Raw genomic sequence first — 22488 nt, 5'->3', positions numbered from 1 at the left:
CGCGGATTCAATCCAAGTGGGAAATGTCCCAAATATCGCGTAATAACCCGGAAGTTTTATGCCCTCAACACGTTTCAAAAGAGCCTCGGCAGCCCTGTTGCCGCTGCTCTGCTTACTCATCAGCCTCTGCGCCCCGCAAGCCATGGCGCAGGATGTGCCCCAACGGGCCAGCGTACAGCGGGCGCTCGATGCCCTCGGAAAATCAGATGCTCTCACCGTCAGCCAGCAGGCCGACCAGAAGTTTCTGACAGACACCCTCAGCCTGCTCGACAGCATCGAGAAGGAGCACGCCAAGGCCAAGAGTCAAACCCAACGTCTCCGCTCTCTGCCGGGTGAGCTCAGGGACATCAGCGCCAAACTCGATGCCCTGACCCAGAACAAGAGCGCCGAGCAGATCAAGAGTGAGTACGCTCGCATGAGTCTGGCCGAGCTGGAGAGTCGCCAGCCCGAAGTCATTGCCAACATGCAGGATGCCCAGGAAACCCTCGGCACCATCGGCAGCCAGCTCACCAGTCTGCAAACCCTGCCGGAGCGGGCTCAGACCAACATGAGCCGTGCCTATCAGCGCAGCCAGGAGATCCGTACCCGCCTCAACGTCGGTGACAGCGTCAGCAGTGCCGAGAAGATGAAGCTGGGCGCAGAGCTGACCTTGCTGGAGTTGCAACTGGCCAATCTGCAAAAACAGCTGGATAACCGCACCAGCATGCAGGATCTGGCGGTCAAGCAACGGGACTACCAGAATGCCCGCCTCGCCAACGAGGAGCAAAAACTGCAACTGCTGCAAGAGCAGAGCAGCGCCAAACGTCTGGGGGATACCGAAAAAACCGCAGAACAGACCGGCGAACTGGTCGCCATTGCCGACAACCCGCTGGTACAAAAAGAGCAGGAGCTCAATCATCAGCTCAGCCAGCAACTGGTCAGTGCCACCACCAATCTCAACAATCTGGTGCAGAAGAACCTGCAAGCCAAGAGCTGGCTGGAACGCGGCACCCAGACAGAGCGCAACCTGAACGAACAGGTACAGATGCTCAAGGGCAACCTGCTGCTGTCGCGCATCCTCTATCAGCTCTACCAGCAGCTGGAGTCGGCCCCTTCCACTCTGGTCAAGAATCTGGAAGAGCAGATCGCCGACCTGCATCTGGCACAGTTCGAACTGAGCCAGCAACGTGACCAACTGTTCCAGAAAACCCAGTATCTGGACAACCTGATCGCCAGCAGCAGCGAGCCGGTCAGTGCAGAGGACAGAGCCAACCTCTCCACCCTGCTCGACACCCGCATCAGCCTGCTCGATCAGCTCAACCGTCAGCTCGACAGTCAGCTGACCAACGCCATCAGCCTGCAGCTGACCCAGCAGCAGCTGGCGCGGATCTACGCCTCCATCGAATTCACCCTGCAGCAACACATCTTCTGGGTCAGCAGCAACAAACCCATCGATGTAAAATGGTTCATCAACTGGCCAGCCCAGGCTTACAAGCAAGCCTCAGACTGGGTGCTGAAACCGGACTGGGACGGCTGGGGCGAGATGCTGCTGCCGGTTTCCTTGCTCGCCTTCCCGCTGCTGCTGATCGGCGGCCTGCTGATCTGGAAGCGCCCCTCCCTGCTCAATCGGCTGAAGCGGATCAACAAGGATCTGGGACGTTTTCGCCAGGACAGCCAGTGGCACACACCGCGCGCCCTGCTCTATACGGTGCTGCAACGCCTGCCGGGCAGCCTGTTCATTCTGGCTGCCGGTCTCTGGCTCGCTTACTGTGGTCTGCTCAGTGACAAGTTGATGCTCCAGATCACCCTCAACCTGGCCCTCGGTTATCTGGTGTTCAGCGTCTATCTGGCGGTGATGCGCCCGGGCGGCATTGCCGAATCCCATTTCCGTATTCCGAAGGCCGAGTTGCAGGCCAAGCGCACCAGCATGCGCTATCTCTGGCTGCCGCTGCTGCCCCTCATCATGCTCTCTACCAAGGCTGTGGTAGAACCCTCATCGCTGGGCAACGACGTGGTCGGTCAGGCGCTGACCCTGCTGCTGCTGGGCCTCACCACCTATCTGGTGTTCCCCATCTCTCGCGCCCTCATCAAGGGAGAGGGCAGCATGCAACAGTCGATCACTGCGGTCGCCCTGGCGCTGGCGCCGGTGGCACTGATGGTACTGGTGGGACTGGGCTACTACTACACGGCGCTGAAACTGACCGGCCGTCTGGTGGAGTCCTTCTACCTGCTGATCATCTGGAGCCTGGTCTACCGCACCTCACTGCGTGGTCTGGAGCTGGCGGCCCGCCGTCTGGCCTACCGCCGTGCCGTGGCCAAGCGTGAACACAAATCCCAGGAAGACGCGGAAGGTGGCGAGTCCATCGAAGAGCAGCCCATGGATCTGGAGGATGTCAGCCAGCAATCCCTGCGTCTGACCCGCACTGTACTGCTGCTGGTATTCGGCGTCGCCTTCTACTGGCTCTGGTCCGATCTGGTGGCGGTCTTCTCCTACCTCGACAGCATGGTGCTGTGGCACAAGAGCGTGGGCTCTGGCACCAGTGCAGTGCTCTATCCCGTCAGCCTGAGCGATGTGCTGACTGCCATCTTCATGCTGGGCGCAGCCTGGTCACTGGCCCGCAACCTGCCCGGTCTGCTGGAGGTGCTGGTGCTTTCCAAGCTGCGCCTCGCCCAGGGGACGGCCTACGCCATCACCACCATGCTCAACTATGTGCTGATCGGTGTGGGTACCCTGACCGCCCTCTCCCTGATGGGCATGCAGTGGGACAAGCTGCAGTGGCTCGCCGCCGGTCTGACGGTCGGGATCGGCTTTGGTCTGCAGGAGGTGGTCGGCAACTTCGTCTCCGGCATCATCATACTGTTCGAGCGTCCGGTCCGGATCGGTGACACTGTCACCATTGGTACCTACTCGGGCACCGTCTCCCGGATCCGCATTCGCGCCACCACCATCACCGACTTCGATCGCAAGGAGGTGATCATCCCGAACAAGGCGCTGATGACGGAGCGGCTGATCAACTGGTCCCTGAGCGATACCGTCACCCGGGTGATCGTGCGGGTAGGGGTGGCTTACGGCTCGGATCTGGAGCTGACCCGCACCCTGCTCAAACAGGCAGCCGATGATAACAGCCGCGTGCTGAAAGACCCGGCTCCCATCGTCTACTTCCTCACCTTCGGGGCCAGCACCCTGGATCATGAGCTGCGTTTCTTCGTGAGTGAGCTCGGCGATCGCAACCCGGCGGTGGATGAACTGAACCGCAAGATCGACGCCCTGTTCAAGGCGAACGGCATCGAGATCGCGTTCAACCAGATGGATGTCTACATCAAGAACATGAAGGGCGAAGAGCAGAAAGTGGAGTCCGACTCCACCCTGCCCCCCGCCCTGCCGGGCCCGCAGCCCGGCTGATGCAACAGGTATCAAACGCCAAAGGCCCCGTCACGGGGCCTTTTCATTGCCAGTCCCCCATCAGCCACGCCAACTGGCTTTGCCGTCATGGCAACCCCCTGTGCCCGACCCGAACAAAAGAACAGGCAAGATCCCGGGGGATGGGGATAAGATTGGCCTGCCGTTGCCCATAATCAGGAGTGAGAAGCACAATGCAGCAAGTCGTTTATGTCGCCAGCCCCGGCAGCCAGCAGATCCATGTGTTTTCCTTGGCCGACTCGGGGGAGATGCAACTCTTGCAAGTGGTAAGCACACAAGGACAGGTACAGCCCCTGGTGATCAGCCCGGACGGAAAATGGCTCCATGCTGCCGTGCGCCCCGATTTTGCGGTGATAAGCTACCGGATCGACGCAGATGGCAAACTCGCAGAACAGGGCTCGGCCCCTCTGGCGGGCAGCGCCTCCCATACCGCTATCGATGCCAGCGGGCGCTTCCTGTTTGCCGCCTCTTATGCCTTCAACCACGTCACCGTCTCCCCCATCGATGCCAGCGGTATTGTGCAGGCGCCGCACCAACAGCTGGCCCCACTGATGACGGCTCACTCTGTTACCTTGCTGACCAACGAACAAGGAGAACAGGAGGCTTTGGTCGCCTGCCTCACCGAAGATGCCATCCGCCGTTTTATCCTGAGTGCAGATGGTCAACTGCTGCCCCACTCCCTTGGGGACTTGCATACCGCCAAAGGGGCCGGGCCAAGACACTTGGCGCTGCATCCCGTCAATGGCGACATCTACTGCCTGAACGAGCTCGATTGCACCATCAACCGCTATCGGCGTGACGCGGGTGGCCAGATCAGGCAGCAACAGAGCCTGGATATGCTGCCCGAGGGATATCAGGGAGAGCGCTGGGGGGCGGATCTGCATGTCACGCCGGATGGCCGTTTTCTCTACAGCTGCGAGCGGGCCAGCAGCCTGCTGACCCTGTTTGGCATAGCTGAGCAAGATGGCAGCCTGACTGCCCTCGCCCACTTCCCGACCGAGACCATGCCCCGCGGTTTTGCCATCGATCACAGCGGTCGCTATCTGGTGGCGGCCGGGCAGGCCTCTCACCAGATAGCCATCCACAGTATCGATCCCGATAGCGGCCAGCTAACCCTGCTCGCGCGCCATCCCGTCGGGGAAGGGGCCATGTGGGTGAGGATACTGGCCTTGCCAACACAGTGAGATGCGGACAGTAAAAAGCCATGGCAGTGCCATGGCTTGAAATTGCTGTCTCACTCTCTACCTCACTATCTATCTCACTCTGGCCGATCTAACCCCTGGTCACTTCCCCCAGGAATTCGGTGAAGCGCTGCCAGGCTTTTGCATCGGCATCGGCGCGGTAATTGTCCGAGCCAAACACACTGAACGCATGGGGGGCACCGCTGTAACTGGTCGCCTCATGTTTGATGCCCGCACTCTCCAGCTCGGCAATGAGCGCCGCAAAATGATCGAGTGACACCGCCTGATCGGCGCTGCCGTGCTGAATGAGAAAATTCGCCCGGGTCTGCTGGTAGTCCTGCCCGGCCGGTGTCTCCAGCCCGCCATGCACACTGACGATCCCCTTGAGACTGGCACCGCTGCGGGCCAGCTCAAGCACAGCGGCACCACCGAAGCAGTAACCGACGGCCACGGCGTTATCCAACCGCCCACCTTGCCTGGCGGCCTCGGTCAAGGCCCCTTGCAACAGCTTGCGCATCCTGGGCCTGTCTTGGTACAGAGCACCGGTAAGCCGTTTCTTGTCCTCCATGGCGGTCGGCCTGACTCCTGCACCGAACAGATCGGCGGCAAAGACGTTGTAACCCAGCGCTACCAGCATCCTGGCTCGCTTGATTTCATACTCTGTCAACCCATCCCAGTCATGTACCAGCACCACCAGCGGTGCCTGCTTGTCAGGGGCTGCCAGGTAGTAACCCTCGAAGGGCGCACCATCGACCTGATAGGACACAGCCCCGGCCTGAACAGCGCCACCCCATAGCAGCCCAAGTAAAAGCAGCATCCATCTTCTCTTCATCTTTCTCTCCTAGGTCATGAGCAAGCGTTCTGATTGTAGCCGCCGCGCCTGACGCCGCGCCCCCCTTCTGCAAAGCGGATATGCAAAGGGGCCATTCGTGAATGGCCCCTGATGATCGACAAACTCATTATTTTGCTGATTTCGCCGCCCGATTGGCTGTGCTATCGGCATCTGTGACGCCTCATCATGACCATTTCTTCCACCAAAAACTCATACCCTGAACTGCTTGAGCAAGCTGTCGAGCTGGGCCGACAACTGGCGCAGGTCGCTGCTTGCCTCCGCTACCTGAGCCACCCGGGCGGCACTGTCATTATTGAGTCCGGCAATGCGATTGACACTGTTGCTGACCTCTTGCGCCACCGAATGCTGCTCTTCCGACGCCTGAGCGATATACATGTTCATCTCGCGAATGAGACTGACCTGGGTCTTTATTTTCTCGACAGATACCTGCACATCTGCCGCTTCGACACCTGCCTTCGATGCTTTGTCCTGACTGTGCTGCATGCCGGACACCACATTTTGTGTCGCCTGTTGCAGCCGCTTTATGCTGGCACTGATCTCTTCGGTTGATTGCCGGGTACGCCCGGACAGGGTACGAACCTCATCGGCCACCACGGCGAAACCACGGCCCTGCTCTCCGGCTCTGGCCGCTTCAATGGCGGCATTGAGCGCCAGCAGATTGGTCTGCTCGGCAATGCCATTGATCACTTCTATGATGTTGCCGATGCTGCTGCTCTCCGTCGAGAGCGAGCGGATCAGGTTGGCGACTCGCTCCACCTCTCCCACCAGTTGATGAATGGCCTCATTGGCATGGCCCGCCAGGTTGTAGCCCTGATCGACATAGAGACTGGCTTCATCGGTCGCACTTGAGGTTTTCACCGCATTGCCTGCGACCTCCTGTACTGCATGACTCATTTCGGTAATGGCGGTCGCCACCTGATCCAGCTCTGATTGCTGTTCATCACTGCCGCGGCGGGTATCGGTCGCCAGGGAATCGCACAGCTCCGCCGTTTGCAGTACACCGGCTGAGAGGGTGTTGATCTCGGCCACAGTGCCTTGCAGCTTGGCGATGAACTGATTGATGTTGCCAGCCAGAGCCCCCATCTCGTCCTGGCGGCGGATCTTGAGGCGCTGCGTCAGATCACCATCCCCCCGGGCCAGGTCAGAAACGGCTGAGTTCATTTGATGCAAGGGCCGCAACACGTTGCGATGAATAAGCACCATCAGCAACAATATGATGCAGATATCGAGCACAACTATCTGCCAGACAGTGGTGATGAGCAGTTGGCGAAGCTGTATTTGAATGGTGTCATCGCTGGTCAGCACCAGCAGTTTGGCCACAGTGTTCTGCTGGCCATTGTCGTCATACACCAGATCATGACCGCTATAGGCGGCGGTATCCGCTGGCAGCTGGGCGACCCCCTGAATGTCGCCAGCAGGCTCACGGGCAAACCCCGCCACCAGTTTATCTTTGTTCACTACCAGCAGGGCGCTGAGCGCATCGGCGGCCAGCTCCGATTTCAGCGATGCCTCGATAAACGCCGACTCGTAATTCCAGAGCGGGCCGGGCAAAGACAACTGCAGCCGGCTGATGGCCTGCTCGACCAACGCGGCCTGTCTGTTATAGCTATCCGCTCTGGCGGCGCTGTAGTTGTAGCCGCCAAACAGTACCAGCAGCAGACTCACCGACAGGGAGGTCAGCACGGCAATCCTGAACTTCAGACTATTCCAATCCATGGTTCCCTCCCGACATCGATACTTGGCCGCTTCCTGGTGTTACTGGTACTTGGCATTGATCTTTTCGATGGTGCCGTCAGCCTTCATGGCGGCAAGGATCTCGTTGAGCTTGTTGATGAGATCATCCGGTGTCTCTTTGTTGAAGGCCAAACTCATCTGGGTTTCCTTGAACACAAATACCGGCTTGGGATTGGTGGTCTTCTCCTGATTGGCCAGATATGGGGCCAGATATTCGCCGGTCGCCCACAAATCGATGCGGCCAGCCTCCAGCTTTTTCACGTTGGCCGTGTCATTGGCCGCCAGTTGCAGTTTGTCGAACCCCTGCGCCTTGAGGAACTCTGCCGCAGCATCACCGTTATAACCACCGACTGAATACTGCTTGGCATCCTCCAGCGACGCTATCGTGATATTGGAGTCGGGATTGGCAAAAAAGACCCAGTTATTGTTGACCAGAGGGCCAACCCATTTGAACAGAGCCTCCCGCTCGGGAGTCCGCGTCGTGGAGTAGAGGGCGTTATTGGGGGTGCTGAGCGTGTCTTCATAGGCACGCTTCCATGGCATCATGCTCAGCTTGTATTCGACGCCGGCCCGCTTGAGCAACTCTTCCACTACCTCGGTAGAGAGCCCGACGATCTTGCCCCCCTCCCCCTGCATGTTGAAGGGCGGATAATCCTCGGTCATCACATTCAGCGGTGCGGCCTGAACTGCGCTCATGGCCAGTACCGAAGAGACGGAGAACAGGGCACTTTTCCACAACAGTTGATATGTCATTGCAACCTCACTTTGCTCATAACTCATCCCTAAATACCCGCCATTGTCGATGACTGGGCTGTCATGACCCTGGCTGGGTCGCGCCGGCTTTCACGGTTCACCGCCTTCATGACACATGTGGCAGCAAGCAGATGGGGGGTGGATCAGCTGTAGTAACGAGATAGTGGCTGACTTGGCTGACCAAAGGATCTGGTGATCAGGATGAGAAGTGGCTGCGCCATGATGGCCAGGGCTTGATGGGAAAATTGCCCGGTGCAATACCATGACAAGTCGTACAACCAGAGAGGCAAGGGACAAAAAAATGATTGAAAACACCCACATCCATTTTTTCATATTGCGCAGCATAACCTCAGAGCCAAACCTGTCCTTTAGCTAAGGTCACGAAAGCAGATACGTCAACACATACGCCAAATAGAGCATTTAGTGCTGAAACGGTGTCAAATAACACCACAATAACCATACCTCATTCATTGCCAGACCAAAAACAGGAAGCCACCCTGAGGTGGCTTCCTGTTTTTCACAGTGAGCGGTAGCTCCCTTGCTTAATCCTTGGCGGCGTCCATCACGCCCTCTTCGGAATTGGCAGGCAGGATCAGGTTGAGCAGGATGGCGGCGACCGAGGCCAGACCGACGCCAGCCAGGGCGAAGTCACCGATCTTCATCTCCAGCGCGCCAACGCCCACAGTCAGGGTCACGGCCACGATGGCGATATTGCGCGACAGCCCCAGATCCACCTTGGACTCCACCAGGGTCTTGAGACCGATGGCGGCGATGGATCCGAACAGCAGCAGCATGATACCGCCCATCACCGGCATGGGGATGGAGGTGAGCAGGGCGTTGAACTTGCCGAAGAAGGCCAGAATGATGGCAAACACGGCGGCCCAGGTCATGGTAACCGGGTTGAAGTTGCGGGTGATCATCACGGCGCCGGTCACTTCGGCGTAGGTGGTCACGGGTGGGCCACCGATGAAACCGGCGAAGCAGACACCTATGCCGTCACCGGCCAGGGTGCGGTGCAGGCCCGGGTTCTTGGTGTAGTCCTGCCCGGTCACACCGCCGATGGCGAGTACGCCACCTATGTGCTCGATACAGGGCGCTATGGCCACCGGCAGCATGAACAGCGCCGCGGCCCAGTTGATCTCCGGTGTTTCAAAATGGGGCAGTGCCAGCCAGGGAGCATTGATCATGCCCTCAAAGCTCACGTGGCCCATCAGCACGGCAGAGACGTAACCGGCAATCACACCGCACAGTATGGGGATCAGCTTGATCCAGCCCTTGCAGAACACGGCTGCAATCAGGGTCACCGCCAGCGAGATACCCGCCAGGGTCAAGGCCGTGGTGGGCGGAACTACCTGCTCGGCACCGGCACGTCCCATTGCCATGTTGCAGGCGACCTGGGCCACCGAAAGGCCGATCACCATGATCACTGGGCCAATCACCACAGGGGGCAGCAGCTTGTGCACAAAGCCCATGCCACGCACGCGAATGAGTGCCGCCAGGATGAAATACATGAAACCGGCGGCAAACAGGCCAAACATGGTGGACGGCAGTCCCCAGGTCTGGGTGGCGTAAATGATGGGGGCGATGAAGGCAAAGCTGGAACCGAGGAAAATCGGGACCTGGCGGCGAGTGCAGAGCTGGAACAGCAGGGTTCCCACACCGGCGCCAAGCAGGGCCATGGAGGGGTTCAGTCCGGTGAGCAGGGGCACCAGAACCATGGCACCGAAGGCGACAAACAGGATTTGCAGCCCGGCGACACTTTGCTTGACTAAGGAAAACATGGATGTCCTTAATTTTTTGATAACTGACAGGGATATTTGACACTTTTCAGTTATCACAAGACTTTTTCAAGGCACGAAACGAGCCATAAGGCGTCACTTGTTACCTTTTACTGCTTGGGGAGGGCATGAAACTGGCTTTTTAGGCGGGATTCGTTGCTACAAGCATCGAGTATGCGATTTTACGCACTTTTGTGGCAGACGCCAATCGTTTTTCTGGTGGAGTTTATTGACAAGCTCTTCAGCGGGGTCATGTATTGAGCACCAATAGGGATCTTCTGTCGCCACTGACCCCGGGATGACAAGAGCATCAATCTGACGGTGCAGTCACATGGCGGGCTCAAACGAAAAAAAGGGAGATGACCCAAGCCATCTCCCTCTCATGCTGCTCTCTTGGACGGTTATACCCGGCGATAAGGCAGGTAGAGCGGCTCCCACATGTGGCTCAGTATGTGCTGCTGCAGATCCTGCCCGATCAGCGGGTGGGACGGATCCTTGCGCACTATGTCTTTGAGCACGGCGGTCGCCACGTGGACCGAGATATTGCGCAACTCGCGAATGCGCGGATAGACGGAGCCCTGGGCCAGATCCTCCTTGTTCACGCACTCGGCCAGCGCGAAAGCCGCCGTGGTGAAGATATCCGGGCTGATCTCGCTCAGCTGGCTGACGATGGCCGCCAACCCCACGCCCGGGAAGATGAAGACGTTGTTGCCCTGTCCGATGCGGTAACGCTTGCCCTCATAGTGCACATCATTGAACGGACTGCCGGTGGCAACGATCGCCTTGCCCTGACTCCAGCGGTAGATGTCTTCCGGCAGCGCCTCGCAGTTGGCAGTCGGGTTGGAAAGCGGGAACACCATGGGGTGAGCACAATGTTTTTGCATCAACTGGATGTGCTCCTCCTTGAAGGCGCCACCGGCGCCGCTGGTCCCCAGCAGCACAGTGATGGGCACATGACGCAACACGTCCGTCAGATTGGCCTTGCCGGGGGCTTCGGTATCCCAGCCCGCCAGCAACAGACCCGGCTTGGCGTAACGACGCTTGTACTCGTCTAGCCCTTCGCGGTTGTCGCACACCAGCCCCTGGGTATCCAGGATATAGATGCGATCGCGGGCCGCCTGGGGATCCAGCCCTTCACGGATCATGCCTGCGCAGATCTGATCTGCCACCCCGACCCCACCGGCGCCCGCGCCGTAGACCAGGTAGTTCTGCTGTCCCAGGGTTTCCCCTTTCACCTTGACCGCCCCTATGATGCCGGCCAGCACAACGGCCCCCGTGCCCTGAATGTCATCGTTGAAGGAGGGCAGCGCCTGCTGGTAACGGGAGAGATTGTTGAAGGCGTTGGACTTGCTGAAGTCTTCCCACTGCAAGACGGCGTTCGGGAAGTGGCGCTTGACCCCGGCCACGAACTTTTCGATGAAGTCGTCGTACTCCTTGCCACGGATCCGTCTGTGAGGCTGACCCAGATACATGGGGTCATCCAGCAGGGCCTGATTGTCAGTGCCCACATCCAGCGCTATGGGCAGGCAGCAGGCGGGGTGGATACCGGCCGCCAGGGTATAGAGGGAGAGTTTGCCGATGGGAATGCCCATGCCGCCCACCCCCTGATCACCGATCCCCAGGATCCCCTGGCTGTCGGTCACCACGATAATGCGCACCGACTTGGCGTCCAGATGACGCGCCAGAGAGCCCATGTCCTCGACGTTTTTCGGAGTGATATAGAGGCCGCGCGCCTTCTGGTAACGGTGGCTGAACTCCTGACACGCCTTGCCGACGGTCGGGGTATAGATGATGGGGGTCATCTCCTCCACGTGACGGGACAAGAGGGCATAGAAGAGGGTTTCGTTGCGATCCTGCAAGGCACGCAGGTTCTGGTACTTCTCGATGTCGCTGCAGGCGCTCAGAAATCCCTGATACACCCGCTCCAGCTGGGCTTCAAAGGTTTGCACCTGAGGAGGCAGCAGGCCGTCGAGCTCGAAGTCGGCGCGCTCCTGTTCGGTGAAGGCGGTGCCCTTGTTAAGGTTGCGATCGTTGAGCAGGTCAGTGCCTGTCAGTGCAACGGGGCGAAAATCCTGTCCCTGTGCATCTTTCCACAGCAGATATTGTCCGGTAGCCATAGTCATTCTCTTTGATTTACGTGAAGTTGCCGTTCGGCAGGAGAGCAAGACTCATAATGAAATCAATCATATGCCGTTTAATCTTTCGGTTTTGTGAGCTTGGGCATACCCTGCGGCCAAAATACCAAGCCAAAGTGACACTCAGCCAGTGTTGCGACAAATGGACAAAAGTCATGCTAGGATTGCGGCCATTCTGACCATCCTTCACTGTCCACCAGCCAAGAGTGGTTTCTATATTGTTGATAGCCAAGCTTATTTCTCTGCGTCTGATGCTGCCGGTCTTGCTGTTGCTGGCCATGTCGAGTCCCCCTGCCATGGCCACGCCGCCCAGGGTGCTCAACATCATAGTCGGTGAATGGCCCCCTTTCGTCTCGGAGCAGTCGAAACACTACGGCCCCGTGGCTCACCTCATCAGCGATCTGTTTCAGGAAGCGGGCTATAGCGTCAAATATCACTTTGCCCCCTGGGGCCGGGTCTATTCGTTGGCGGCAGGCAGCCAGCTCTATGACGCCACCGCTGTCTGGATGCACAAGCCGGAACGGGAGAAGGACTTTCTGTTCAGCGAGCCGGTATTGCAGGAGCAGTTCGTCTTCTTCTCGCTCACGTCACGGCAGTTGAACGCCGAGCGACTGGACCAGATTGCAGGCCTGCGTCTGGGGGGCGACATTGCCTACAGCTACGGGCCCGAGCTTGATGCCATGGTGGCAGAGGGCAAGGTAAGCCAGCAGCGGGTCACAGACATCAAGCTCAATTTCGGCAAATTGCTGCGCGGCCGGATCGACCTCTATCCTCAGGAGCTGCGCATCGGTCTGACCGCACTGCGCAAAGAATTTGATCCGGCCACCGCAGCGACCATCACCCACAGCCAGACACCCTTTTTGCAAAACAACAGCTTCGTGATGTTCCCGCACAAGATGCCGGACTCGGCCAGATTGCAGGCCCAGTTCAACCAGAAATTGCAGCAAGCCATCACCAGCGGACGCTATCAGGACTATTTCGATCGACTGGAACGAGGGGAGTACTGAGATCGGGACCAGCCCCGATCTCAGTGCTGCGGCTCAACGACCATCCGGCTTGTCGAGCTGATCCTTGACCTCTTCAAACCAGAGCCTGTGGTGCTGCCTGGCCCAGCTCTCGTCCACATAGCCGCTCTTCATTCCCTCCAGCGCCCCTTCTGTTCCCACAGTCCCTATGTAGATGTGACCGAATGAGGCGGCAATCAGCCCGATGGCACCGATCCCGTGCAACAGGTTGCTCACTGCCATCACTTCCCGGGTCTGACCAAACAGGGGGAAGTCGAGCACCAGCCCTGTGATGCAGACCAGCAGGCCCGCACTGCACAGCAGCCAGAACCATACCTTCTCCCCGCCGTTGCAAAACGCCGCATCCGGATGCTTGCCATTGGGCAAGATGCCCCCACCCTGGCGGAACCACTCCCAATCCACCCGGGTCGGCAGATTGTGGCGCAACCATTTGAGGATCATCACCAGCAGCCCCAGCACGAACAGAGGCCCCAGGTAGTTGTGCGTCAGCTTGGCGCCCTGAATAGCGGCCCCCCACACCCCATCCCCGAACGGGCGGATCACAAACTTGCCGTAGAGCAGGATCAGGCCACTAAGCGCAAGCAGCAGAAAAAGCGCCGCCGTATACCAGTGCAAGGCACGTTCAAACGGGGTCCAACGCAGCACCTTGCGACCGGTGCGAGGGTGAGCCAGCTTGAGCTGGCCTGCCCACAGGTAGAACAGCAGCAAGGCAAGGACGGAACCACCTATGGCCAGAGCACCGAACGGCGAGACCCAGGTATTACGCAGGGTACGCCACTGTTCACCGGTCACATTGATCAGCACACCGTGTTCGGCGCCCCTGGAGGTGGTGATGCCCACCTCTCCATCCTTCACCGCCCGCCAGTAGTCGGCGCCGGCAAAGCCGACCGTCTCTTTTTCGGCATCGGCAAAACCGGGCGCACTGAACAGCAGCAAGGCCGTCAGCAGCGCCGTCAGCCAGTGTCTCATTGGCCGCCCTCCTGCTTGCCAAGCTTGAGCCCCTTGCCTCTGCCATCGCGCGGCTGGCTGGCGTCATGGAACAGATCCTGCTCATCCCCGCCCCAGGCGGCGTGAGGGGCCCCGCGATAGGCGACCCGCTCGCGGAAAATGTCGGAGATCACCTGCGCATCACCGGCCAGCAGAGCCTTGGTAGAGCAGAGCTCGGCACACATGGGCAGCTTGCCCTCGGCGATGCGGTTGGCACCGTACTTCTGGCGCTCCGCCTCGCTGTGGTCCTCCTCCGGGCCACCGGCACAGAAGGTGCACTTGTCCATCTTTCCCCGCTCCCCAAAGGCGCTGCTCTTGGGAAACTGTGGGGCACCGAACGGACAGGCAAACAGGCAGTAACCACAACCGATGCAGAGATCCTTGTTGTGCAGCACTATGCCGTCATCTGTGTGGTAGAAGCAGTCTGCCGGGCAGACCGCCATGCAGGGGGCGTCGGTGCAGTGCATGCACGCCACCGAGATGGAGGTCTCCCCTGGCAGGCCGTCGTTGAGGGTCACCACCCGGCGGCGCTGTATGCCCCACTCCAGCGCATCGTCGTTCTCGTTCTTGCACGCCGTCACACAGCCGTTGCACTCGATGCAGCGCTTGGTGTCACACATGAATTTCATTTTGGCCATGGTCTCAGGCTCCTACTTTACGAAAGCGGCACAGGGTGACCTTGGTCTCCTGCATCTGGGTGACAGGGTCATAACCATAGGTGGTGACTATGTTGACCGACTCCCCCAGCACATAAGGGTCAGACCCTTCCGGATATTTGGATCTCAGATCCTTGCCCTCGAAGTGACCGCCGAAGTGGAACGGCATAAAGGCCAGCCCCGGCTTGACCCTTGGGGTCACTAGCGCCTTGACAAGCACCCGGCCCCCTTCCGGCCCCTCGACCCACACATCCTGACCGTCGCGCACGCCGACGTCGTTGGCATCCGCCGGGTTCATCTCGACGAACATCTCCTGCTGCAGCTCGGCGAGCCAGGGGTTGGAGCGGGTCTCGTCGCCGCCCCCCTCGTACTCCACCAGACGGCCGGAGGTGAGGATGATCGGGAACTCCTTGCTGACGTCCTTCTCCTGCACAGAGGCGTACTGGGTCGGCAGGCGCCACAGGCTCTTCGAATCAGGCCAGGTGGCGTAGTCCGCCAGCAGATCCCGACGCGGGGTGTAGAGCGGCTCGCGGTGCTTGGGCACCTGATCCGGGAAGGTCCACACCACACAGCGCGCCTTGGCGTTGCCGTAGGGCACGAAGCCGTGCTGGATGGCGACCCGCTGGATGCCGCCGGACAGATCCGTCTTCCAGTTCTTGCCCTCGGCTTCTTTCTTCTCGGCCTCGGTCAGCTCGTCCCACCAGCCGAGCTGCTTCAGCAGATCGGCGGTGATCTCCGGATAGCCATCCTCCACCTCACTGCCCTTGGGCCAGGAGTCTTCGGCGAGCAGCGACACGCCCTGATACTCGATGCCGAAACGGGCGCGGAAACCGCCGCCCCCTTCCGACACCGGAATGCTGGTGTCGTAAAGGATGTGGCTGCCGGGATGCTTCATCTCGGGAGTGCCCCAGCAGGGCCAGGGCAGACCGTACACTTCGCCACTGACCGGGCCGCCTTCGGCCTTGAGGTTGGTCTTGTGGAAGGTGTGCCAGTTCTGCTGGTGCGCCTTGAGCCGCTCCGGGCTCTGGCCTGTGTAGCCCACGCTCCACATGCCGCGGTTGTATTCGCGGGTGATGTCTTCCAGCAGCGGCTCGTTGTTCTCCACCTTGATGTGCTTGAACAGCTCATCGGCAAAACCGAGTTTCTTGCTCAGCAGATACATGATCTCGTGGTCGACCTTGGATTCGAACAGGGGTTCTATCACCTTGTCGCGCCACTGCATGGAGCGGTTGGTGGCGGTGACGGAGCCATAGGTTTCGAACTGTGTGGTAGCCGGCAGCAGGTAGACGCCGTCGGTGCGATCGTTCATGACGGCGGCGACTGTGGGGTACGGGTCGACAATCACCATCATGTCGAGCTTTTGCATCGCCTTCTTCATCTCGGGGCCGCGAGTCTGGGAGTTGACCGCATGGCCCCAGTAGAACATGGCGCGGATATTGGCGCCCTGCTCAATGAGGTCGGCGTTCTCCAGCACACCATCCACCCAGCGGGAGACAGGAATGCCATTGTTCTGCATCGGCAACTTGCCGTTGTAGGCCTTGTTGTCAAAACGTGCCTTGATCCACTCGTAATCGAGGTCCCACACCCGGGCCCAGTGCTTCCAGGAACCCTCTTCCAACCCGTAGTAACCGGGCAATGAGTCGGAGGTGACGCCAAAGTCGGTGGCGCCCTGCACGTTGTCGTGACCACGGAAGATGTTGGTGCCCGCCCCGCTCTTGCCCACATTGCCGAGGGCCAGTTCGAGGATGCAGTAAGCACGGGTATTGTTGTTGCCCGTGGTGTGCTGGGTGCCGCCCATGCACCAGACCACGCAACCAGGGCGGTTGTCGGAGAGCAACTTGGCGGCGCCATACACCTCTTTTTCACTCAGGCCGGTCACCCGCTCCACTTCCGCAGGCGTCCAGCGCGCCACCTCTTTTTGCACCTCGTCCATGCCATAGACACGGGTGCGGATGAACTCCTTGTCTTCCCAGCCGTTCTTGAAGATGTGCCAGAGCATGCCCCAGATAAAGGCGACGTCGGTGCCCGGACGCAGAGAGAGGTACATGTCCGCCTTGGCGGCGGTGCGAGTGCGACGCGGGTCAACCACCAGGATCTTGCAGCCGTTGCGCTCTTTTGCCAGCAGGATGTGCTGCATGGCGACCGGGTGGGCCTCCGCCGGGTTGGAGCCGATAAACATGATCGACTTGCTGTTGTGCATGTCGTTCAGGCTGTTGGTCATGGCGCCGTAGCCCCAGGTATTGGCTACGCCAGCCACCGTGGTGGAGTGGCAGATCCGCGCCTGGTGATCCACGTTGTTGGTGCCCCACAGGGACGCCATCTTGCGAAACAGGTAGGCCTGCTCGTTGGAGTGCTTGGCGGAGCCGAGCCAGTAGACGCTGTCGGGGCCGGACTCCTTGCGAAGGCGCAGCACTTCGTTGCCCACCTCTTCGATGGCCTGCTCCCAGCTCAGGCGCTGCCACTTGCCGCCCACCAGCTTCATTGGGTATTTGAGGCGACGCTCACCGTGGCCGTGCTCGCGCAGGGCCGCCCCCTTGGCGCAGTGGCCGCCGAGGTTGAAGGGGTGATCAAAGGCGGGCTCCTGACCGGTCCAGACGCCGTTTTGCACCTCGGCATAGACGCCGCAGCCCACCGAGCAGTGGGAGCAGATGGTGCGCTTCACCTCGACCGGCACCTCGGCCGCCACGGTTTTGGCCTCGGCCCGCTGCATCATGGCCGGGGCCAGCCAACCGGCGGCCACGGCGCCACCGGCCACCAGACTTGAGTTGACCATAAAGGCGCGACGGGTCAGCCCCTGACCGCGAGCGGCTGCATTATTCTGCAAGTGGCCCTGCTCGCCCACTTGGGGCTGCTCGGCACGTTTTGTCAGTTTCATGAATTCTCCTTCACTGATCCGGCTCAGTCAGTGCCGCGCAGGGTGCGATAAAAGTCGTGAACATGGGGGGTCTCCCGATAGCCCTTGTCAGGCTCGGTGTCGTGGGTCAGCACCTCTTTGCCCACCACCCGACCGGTGGCACCGGCCAGCACGCCTATGGTGGCGACCACGCCAACTCCCTTGATCAGATTGCGGCGGGACGGGTCTTTCAGCTTTTCATCGCTCATCTTTCTGTGACCTCTGTTTTTGTTATGGCCAGCAGCACTGTGCCGGCTTCGCTATGAGTGAGTGGGTGCCGCTTCATGGCAGCGTTACCACAGGGCTACCAAACGGCAGGCGCAATTCGTTTTCCAGCCTGAAGAAATCTTCGGCCAGCGCCCCGACCGCCCGGTAGAAGCTGCCCCCTTTCGCCTGTTGCTGATCGCGGCAGCAGGCGAGTACCCAGGGGGCAAGGTGGCGTTCATAGAAGCGGTTGCGATCCGGGTGCTGCTCGCCAATCAGTACCGCCATCACCTCACAGAGGGCGGCCAGATGATCTTCCGGCTCGCACACCCCGCTCTGGCGCTCGAAACCGAGGGACTGCAGATCGGCGCGCAGCACCGCCAGCGGCAGCTCCATCAGGGAGCCAGTGAGGTACCAGGAGGCAAAGGGCACGATTTCCCCGCGCCCCAGCCCGATAAAGAGGTTCTGATACTCCTCGGCAAGCTCATTTTCGTGATGGCTACTGGCCGCCAGCTGCACCAGCCCCAATCCTCTGGCAAAGGGGCCCGGCATAGCCTGCAAGCCTTGCAGCCAGACAAGCTGCTCGCCACGGGGCGCGGCACGCCAGAGGCTCGCCAGCAGGGCATACATGTCGGCGCTGCTCTGTTCCAGTTCGGTCACGGTCAGTTCGCCTGCATTCAGTACGGTATGGCTGTTAGGTTGTTCACTCATCACAGGCCCCTCATATCTTGAGCTGGGCGGCAGGATCCGCCGCCAGCGCTGAAAACACATCCTTGACCCGGCAGTCCTCACACATCAGCAGCCGCTGGGCGGCCTCGTTCTGAAAGTGGGAGTGACCGGCCAGCTTTTGCTGGATGCGGCGGATCATCGAGGCAGGGGCAAACGGCTTGGAGCAGCGAATGCAGCAGGCAGCCTCTTCGGCTTTCAGGCTCTGCACGGCGCGGCGCGCCTCGGGCACAGGCTGCAGACGTGGTGTGAGCACTATGGCCTGCTCGGGGCACGCCTTCTCGCACATGCCGCACTGGATGCAGTCCTGCTCGATAAAGTTGAGGCCAGGCGTGTGTCCCACAGAGTGGAGGGCGCGGGTCGGGCAGACCGCCACGCAGCCCATGCAGAGGGTGCAATCAGACTCTTTCAGTTCCACGCTGCCGTAAGGGGCGCCACGGGGCACAGCCAACATCTCGCGGCTGCCCTGATTGACCTGCCAGAGGGCGTCGAAGGCGGCAAACAGGTTCTCCCGTTTGTCTCCCTTGAGCGGCCTCTTCAGCAGAGCAACAGCTGGCTGGCCGGAAATTGGCTCATCTATTTCAACATCTGCGTTAAACAGGGCGATGCGAGCGGCAGCAAGACCGGCGCCAACCAGCAGCACGGCGGCACTCGCCAGTTCCCGTTCCAGCAGCGCACGGACGCTTGCGGGGGCATCATCACCGAGTGCAATGCGCACCGCGCTGGCGCCATAGGCGAGGGCAGCGAACCAGCTCTCGATACCTAAACTCGCGCTCTCCTCCACCCAGACCGGCAGCCAGTTGGCGGGCAGGCGGGTGAGTGCGGCTTCCACCCATTCGCGCTCGTTTTCACCGGCGATCAGCAGCTGGGGCGCTTCGCCGCCCGCCTCCAGGTAGTGCTTGAGCAAGCGCAGCAGGTAGTCGCCGCTGGTGTGTGCATCGGGCTGGCGATAGGCAATCGCCCCGGTCGGGCAGGCAGTGGCACAGCTGCCGAAGCCCTGACAGAGATGGGGATCGATCTGGATGCGGCCATTGATGGGCTTGAGGGCATCGGTCGGGCAGACATCGAGACAGCGGCTGCAACCGGGCACGCCGCGGGCGGTAAAGGCGCAGGCCTCGGGGTCGAGGCGAAAATAGCGCGGCTTGTCGAAGATACCGGTCAGCACGCAAAGCTCGGCAAGCCGTTCGGCCAGCCCTTGGTCATCGGCCAGATGCAGATAACCGACCGGCGGTCGCTCCAGTGCAAAGAGCGGGGTGCGGCCCAGATCGGCCACCAGATCAAAGCGCGGTTCGCTACCCACCGTCGCTTGTTGTGGAAAACAGAGCACAGCCAGGTTAACTCGCTCCCCCTGCCCATTGAGGCCGGTGAGCTGGAACTGCCCCAGATACCCTGTCAGGCTCGGCTCGCGCAGGGTCAGGGCCGCGAGGGATGCGGTGGCGTCAAAAATGGTCTCGAGATCTGCCGCCTCGGCATCGTGGACCGCTTCGGTCACCAGCAGGGTGGACTTCACCCCGGCGGGCAGCAGGCTGGCGGTGCGGCGAATGCGATCTTCCGGGCCGACCAGCAGCAGGCGCCCCTGACTCTGGTAAGAAACAGTGGCCGGGATCAGGTTATCTGTCTTGACCGTATGCTGCAGGGCATAGGCACGGGCACGGCTGTTGCGATCGCCATGCTGCTCACTGCGCCCCGCGCGACCCTCATAAAGGGGCAAGGTTGAAATTGGTAGTTCGATGCTCACATGCACTCCTGTGCGCGCCACCTCATGGGATGGGGCGCTTGTTGGTCTACCGGGAGAGCAAGAGGCGAGCCAACTCCCCCGGAAAAAAAGTAACTGACAGGGAGTCAGGATCCTGAGGGTTCCATTCCCCCATCCTTGGTTGGGACATTTTGTCCATCACGGGAAACCAAAATGTCCCAATCGTCGGTGGGGGTTTGAGAATGGTTATCAGCCAGTCCGTTCGGCTCGTCTGCGGCAGCAATGCTCATAACCGCGGCCGGTTCAGCAGCTCCGGTGGCTGGATTGGCCGTCTCGCTCTCAAGGGCTGTCACCTGATCAACCAGCCAGTTGCGCAGCCCGGCGGTCAGGGCCGCAGGCAGCAATTCGGGCTGGCTGAAATCCTGGGTGTAGTCGTCGAGCCCATCCGGCTTGTGGCTACGAAACATGGCCCGCAGCGCCTCCTTGTCGGGGAGTTTGGCCTTGCCCGGCCGGGCCGTTGTTAGCGACGGTTCGCTACTCTCAGCCCCCTCAACGGCAAGAGGTTCACAGCACCCATTGTCAGTGCTGACTACGGCGTTATTCATTGCAATATCTGGAATTTCACCTTCGCCACTGCCTTCGATGGGGGCAGCAACCACCTCGGAAATGACCTCTTCCCTTGGCTGCAATGGCTGATGCTTGCGCGCCTCACTCTTGCGAGACGACCAGCGCTTGAGGAACTCACTCATGGGCACTGTTTCCGACGTCGCTGCCACGCTCGCGGCCATCGGGGCCGGTGGCTTTGACGGCGCCGCAGCTGACTTGATCTTGGCTATCGACACCGAGCTGATCCTGCGCCCGCCCCTTGCCCTTCTTGCCCTTACGACGGGCCTCCAGCAGCTCGCCGTGGCGGCCGATAAAGGCCTCGACCCAGGCTTGCAGTGCCTCGGGCAGCGGGCAGGAGAGCACCTGCCGCTCGCCATCCATATAGGCGGCGGCCACGGTCTGGCTCAGGGTCAGGCCATCGGCCAAAAAGCCATTGTCCACGCGGCTTCCGGTCACAAAGAGGCGGGGCGAACCGGAGCTCAAATTGAAGCGATAATCCCCCCGCTCATCGCGAAACAGGGTAAGGGGCAGCGCACCGGCGGCCTCAGGTTCGGCAGGGTGGAGCGCCGCAATCTCGAAACGGCGGCTATGCCAGCGGCCAACCTGGCTGTCGATGGCCTTTAACTCCAGCTTCAGCCAGCGCTGCGGGGAGAGGGGTTTGCTTGTGTCTTGCACTGTCACGGCTCCCATCAGAAGGTCTCTACCGGGCCGCCCTCCCCCGTGATCCACCCCGTTCGGGGCGTATCACAGCAGGAGATTCAGGGCGGCCACGGCCATCAATGGGATAAGACTTAGCAAGAGTGGGGCCAAGGTGGGATAAGGTTTTCCATCGAGGCTGGCAGGATGCTCAGCAATTCCAACACACAACCGTTAGATAGAGTACGCTCTAGTAGTTCGCAATCTACGATTGTATATAAAGCTATCCAATCTCTTTTTTTAGAAGATCAAAGTCTCGATGTGCACTCGTGTTATTTTCCATATCATGGATAAATTCATCATCATAGCCAGCAGATGTCAGAAACTCGCCAACATCTTTCGATTTTTCGAACGCATCATATAATCTCGCAACACCTATTCCTTTTGGTGAACAGCCTAAGAAATATTTAATCATTGGGTTGTTTTCGAAAATTTTAATATAACTTTCCCTGAGGGATTTATTTGACGCCCTGATTATTTGCTCAAAGTTTTCCGGCTGAAGTTTTGCCATTATAGATTCTGTGTAATTTTTTAGAACAGAGCTAAGTTCTTTAAGCCCTGACACCTGTGCTGAAAGATCCTCCAGTTCCTTATCTCTCTTTTTATCTGATAAAAAATCAGCAAATAATCCCGCCCATTGATCCTTAAGCCAGCTAGATAAATCATCAAACTTCTCAAAATCTCTTATTATATTGTTTCTCTTTTGAGCATAAATGTCATCTATTAGTTTGAATATATTAACATTATCTACGTGTGCATATTCAATGCTTTGGTTTTTCCTGTTTTTCTTATACGTGTGATATTCTGAATGAACATTTTTCTCTATGAAAATATATATTGGAATATCATTTTTTCGTGCTGTCTCATATTCCTTTTTGGTCACTGAGTTGTAAAAATCCAATCCTATTTCAGTTTCTGATTCTGATTCTGAAATAGGACTTCCATACCGCCCACCAATAATCAACACTAAAATATGGCAGTTTTTTATTTCTTCATAACATGATATATCAAGTGGTGAATCGTGATGAAATGGTATATCTCCATCTTCGAATAATACAGCTTCATATCCCATACCATCAATGAATGCTTCTAAACTATTTCTTATATGCTTTAAATCATAGTATGTTGAAGAAACAAAAACTCTTGGCTTCGCCATATTATATTC

Annotated in this window: 17 protein-coding genes; 3 read left to right on the top strand and 14 right to left on the bottom strand. The window is 59.1% G+C overall.

Translation table 11 applies throughout. The features are described from left to right. Positions 1-58: 58 nt before the first annotated feature. Positions 59-3382 carry a mechanosensitive channel MscK gene (gene mscK / locus AACX78_RS07625; RefSeq protein ID WP_159165828.1) on the top strand — a complete coding sequence of 1108 codons (3324 nt, stop codon included), beginning with the start codon at positions 59-61 and terminating at the stop codon, positions 3380-3382. A 191-nt stretch (positions 3383-3573) separates the two neighbouring features. After that, positions 3574-4584, top strand: coding sequence for a 6-phosphogluconolactonase (pgl, locus tag AACX78_RS07620; RefSeq protein ID WP_159165827.1), 1011 nt, complete (start codon positions 3574-3576; stop codon positions 4582-4584). A gap of 88 nt (positions 4585-4672) precedes the next feature. Here the strand turns inward: pgl and AACX78_RS07615 are convergent, their stop codons facing one another. From AACX78_RS07615 to AACX78_RS07595, 5 genes are all read right to left on the bottom strand, one after another. After that, on the bottom strand, positions 4673-5413 hold the full coding sequence (locus AACX78_RS07615; protein ID WP_159165826.1) for a dienelactone hydrolase family protein: 741 nt from the start codon (positions 5411-5413) through the stop codon (positions 4673-4675). A gap of 210 nt (positions 5414-5623) precedes the next feature. Then, positions 5624-7150, bottom strand: a complete 1527-nt coding sequence (locus AACX78_RS07610) for a methyl-accepting chemotaxis protein (RefSeq protein ID WP_059112055.1) — start codon at positions 7148-7150, stop codon at positions 5624-5626. A gap of 39 nt (positions 7151-7189) precedes the next feature. Beyond that, complete coding sequence (locus tag AACX78_RS07605; protein ID WP_059112056.1) at positions 7190-7921, bottom strand: substrate-binding periplasmic protein; 732 nt, start codon at positions 7919-7921, stop codon at positions 7190-7192. Between the two features lie 542 nt (positions 7922-8463). Next, positions 8464-9702: a uracil-xanthine permease family protein gene (locus tag AACX78_RS07600; RefSeq protein ID WP_059112057.1), complete on the bottom strand. Its 1239-nt coding sequence runs from the start codon at positions 9700-9702 to the stop codon at positions 8464-8466. A 398-nt stretch (positions 9703-10100) separates the two neighbouring features. After that, positions 10101-11816: an NAD-dependent malic enzyme gene (locus AACX78_RS07595; RefSeq protein WP_159165825.1), complete on the bottom strand. Its 1716-nt coding sequence runs from the start codon at positions 11814-11816 to the stop codon at positions 10101-10103. Positions 11817-12052: 236 nt separating this feature from the next. Between AACX78_RS07595 and AACX78_RS07590 the strand changes: the two genes are divergently transcribed. After that, a complete protein-coding gene (locus AACX78_RS07590; RefSeq protein ID WP_236556296.1) occupies positions 12053-12841 on the top strand; it encodes a substrate-binding periplasmic protein in 789 nt (262 codons plus the stop codon). Between the two features lie 33 nt (positions 12842-12874). Here the strand turns inward: AACX78_RS07590 and AACX78_RS07585 are convergent, their stop codons facing one another. The 9 genes from AACX78_RS07585 to AACX78_RS07545 form a co-directional block, all read right to left on the bottom strand. Then, the gene (locus AACX78_RS07585) at positions 12875-13828 is read right to left on the bottom strand and encodes a formate dehydrogenase subunit gamma (RefSeq protein WP_058393422.1); all 954 of its coding nucleotides are present in this window, start codon (positions 13826-13828) and stop codon (positions 12875-12877) included. Then, positions 13825-14484, bottom strand: a complete 660-nt coding sequence (gene fdh3B / locus AACX78_RS07580; protein ID WP_058393423.1) for a formate dehydrogenase FDH3 subunit beta — start codon at positions 14482-14484, stop codon at positions 13825-13827. The genes AACX78_RS07585 and fdh3B overlap by 4 nt, the downstream gene beginning before the upstream one ends. A 4-nt stretch (positions 14485-14488) precedes the next feature. Then, the gene (locus AACX78_RS07575) at positions 14489-17377 is read right to left on the bottom strand and encodes a formate dehydrogenase subunit alpha (RefSeq protein ID WP_159165824.1); all 2889 of its coding nucleotides are present in this window, start codon (positions 17375-17377) and stop codon (positions 14489-14491) included. Positions 17378-17400: 23 nt separating this feature from the next. Further along, positions 17401-17604, bottom strand: coding sequence for a transcriptional initiation protein Tat (locus AACX78_RS07570; protein WP_021229865.1), 204 nt, complete (start codon positions 17602-17604; stop codon positions 17401-17403). Between the two features lie 73 nt (positions 17605-17677). After that, positions 17678-18310 carry a TorD/DmsD family molecular chaperone gene (locus tag AACX78_RS07565; protein WP_159165823.1) on the bottom strand — a complete coding sequence of 211 codons (633 nt, stop codon included), beginning with the start codon at positions 18308-18310 and terminating at the stop codon, positions 17678-17680. Between the two features lie 10 nt (positions 18311-18320). Further along, on the bottom strand, positions 18321-20063 hold the full coding sequence (locus tag AACX78_RS07560) for a 4Fe-4S binding protein (protein ID WP_407704431.1): 1743 nt from the start codon (positions 20061-20063) through the stop codon (positions 18321-18323). Positions 20064-20167: 104 nt separating this feature from the next. Beyond that, positions 20168-20770: a DUF3306 domain-containing protein gene (locus tag AACX78_RS07555; RefSeq protein WP_159165822.1), complete on the bottom strand. Its 603-nt coding sequence runs from the start codon at positions 20768-20770 to the stop codon at positions 20168-20170. Continuing rightward, complete coding sequence (locus AACX78_RS07550) at positions 20763-21317, bottom strand: DUF3305 domain-containing protein (protein WP_159165821.1); 555 nt, start codon at positions 21315-21317, stop codon at positions 20763-20765. Before AACX78_RS07550 ends, AACX78_RS07555 begins: the two co-directional genes overlap by 8 nt. Positions 21318-21546: 229 nt before the next feature. Beyond that, the coding region (locus AACX78_RS07545) for a DUF4062 domain-containing protein (RefSeq protein ID WP_236556295.1) at positions 21547-22488 on the bottom strand (942 nt) is incomplete at its 5' end.

This window comes from Aeromonas sp. 9A, from assembly GCF_963900955.1.
Classification (GTDB): domain Bacteria; phylum Pseudomonadota; class Gammaproteobacteria; order Enterobacterales; family Aeromonadaceae; genus Aeromonas; species Aeromonas salmonicida.
This window is presented reverse-complemented; position numbering and strand designations above follow the sequence as displayed.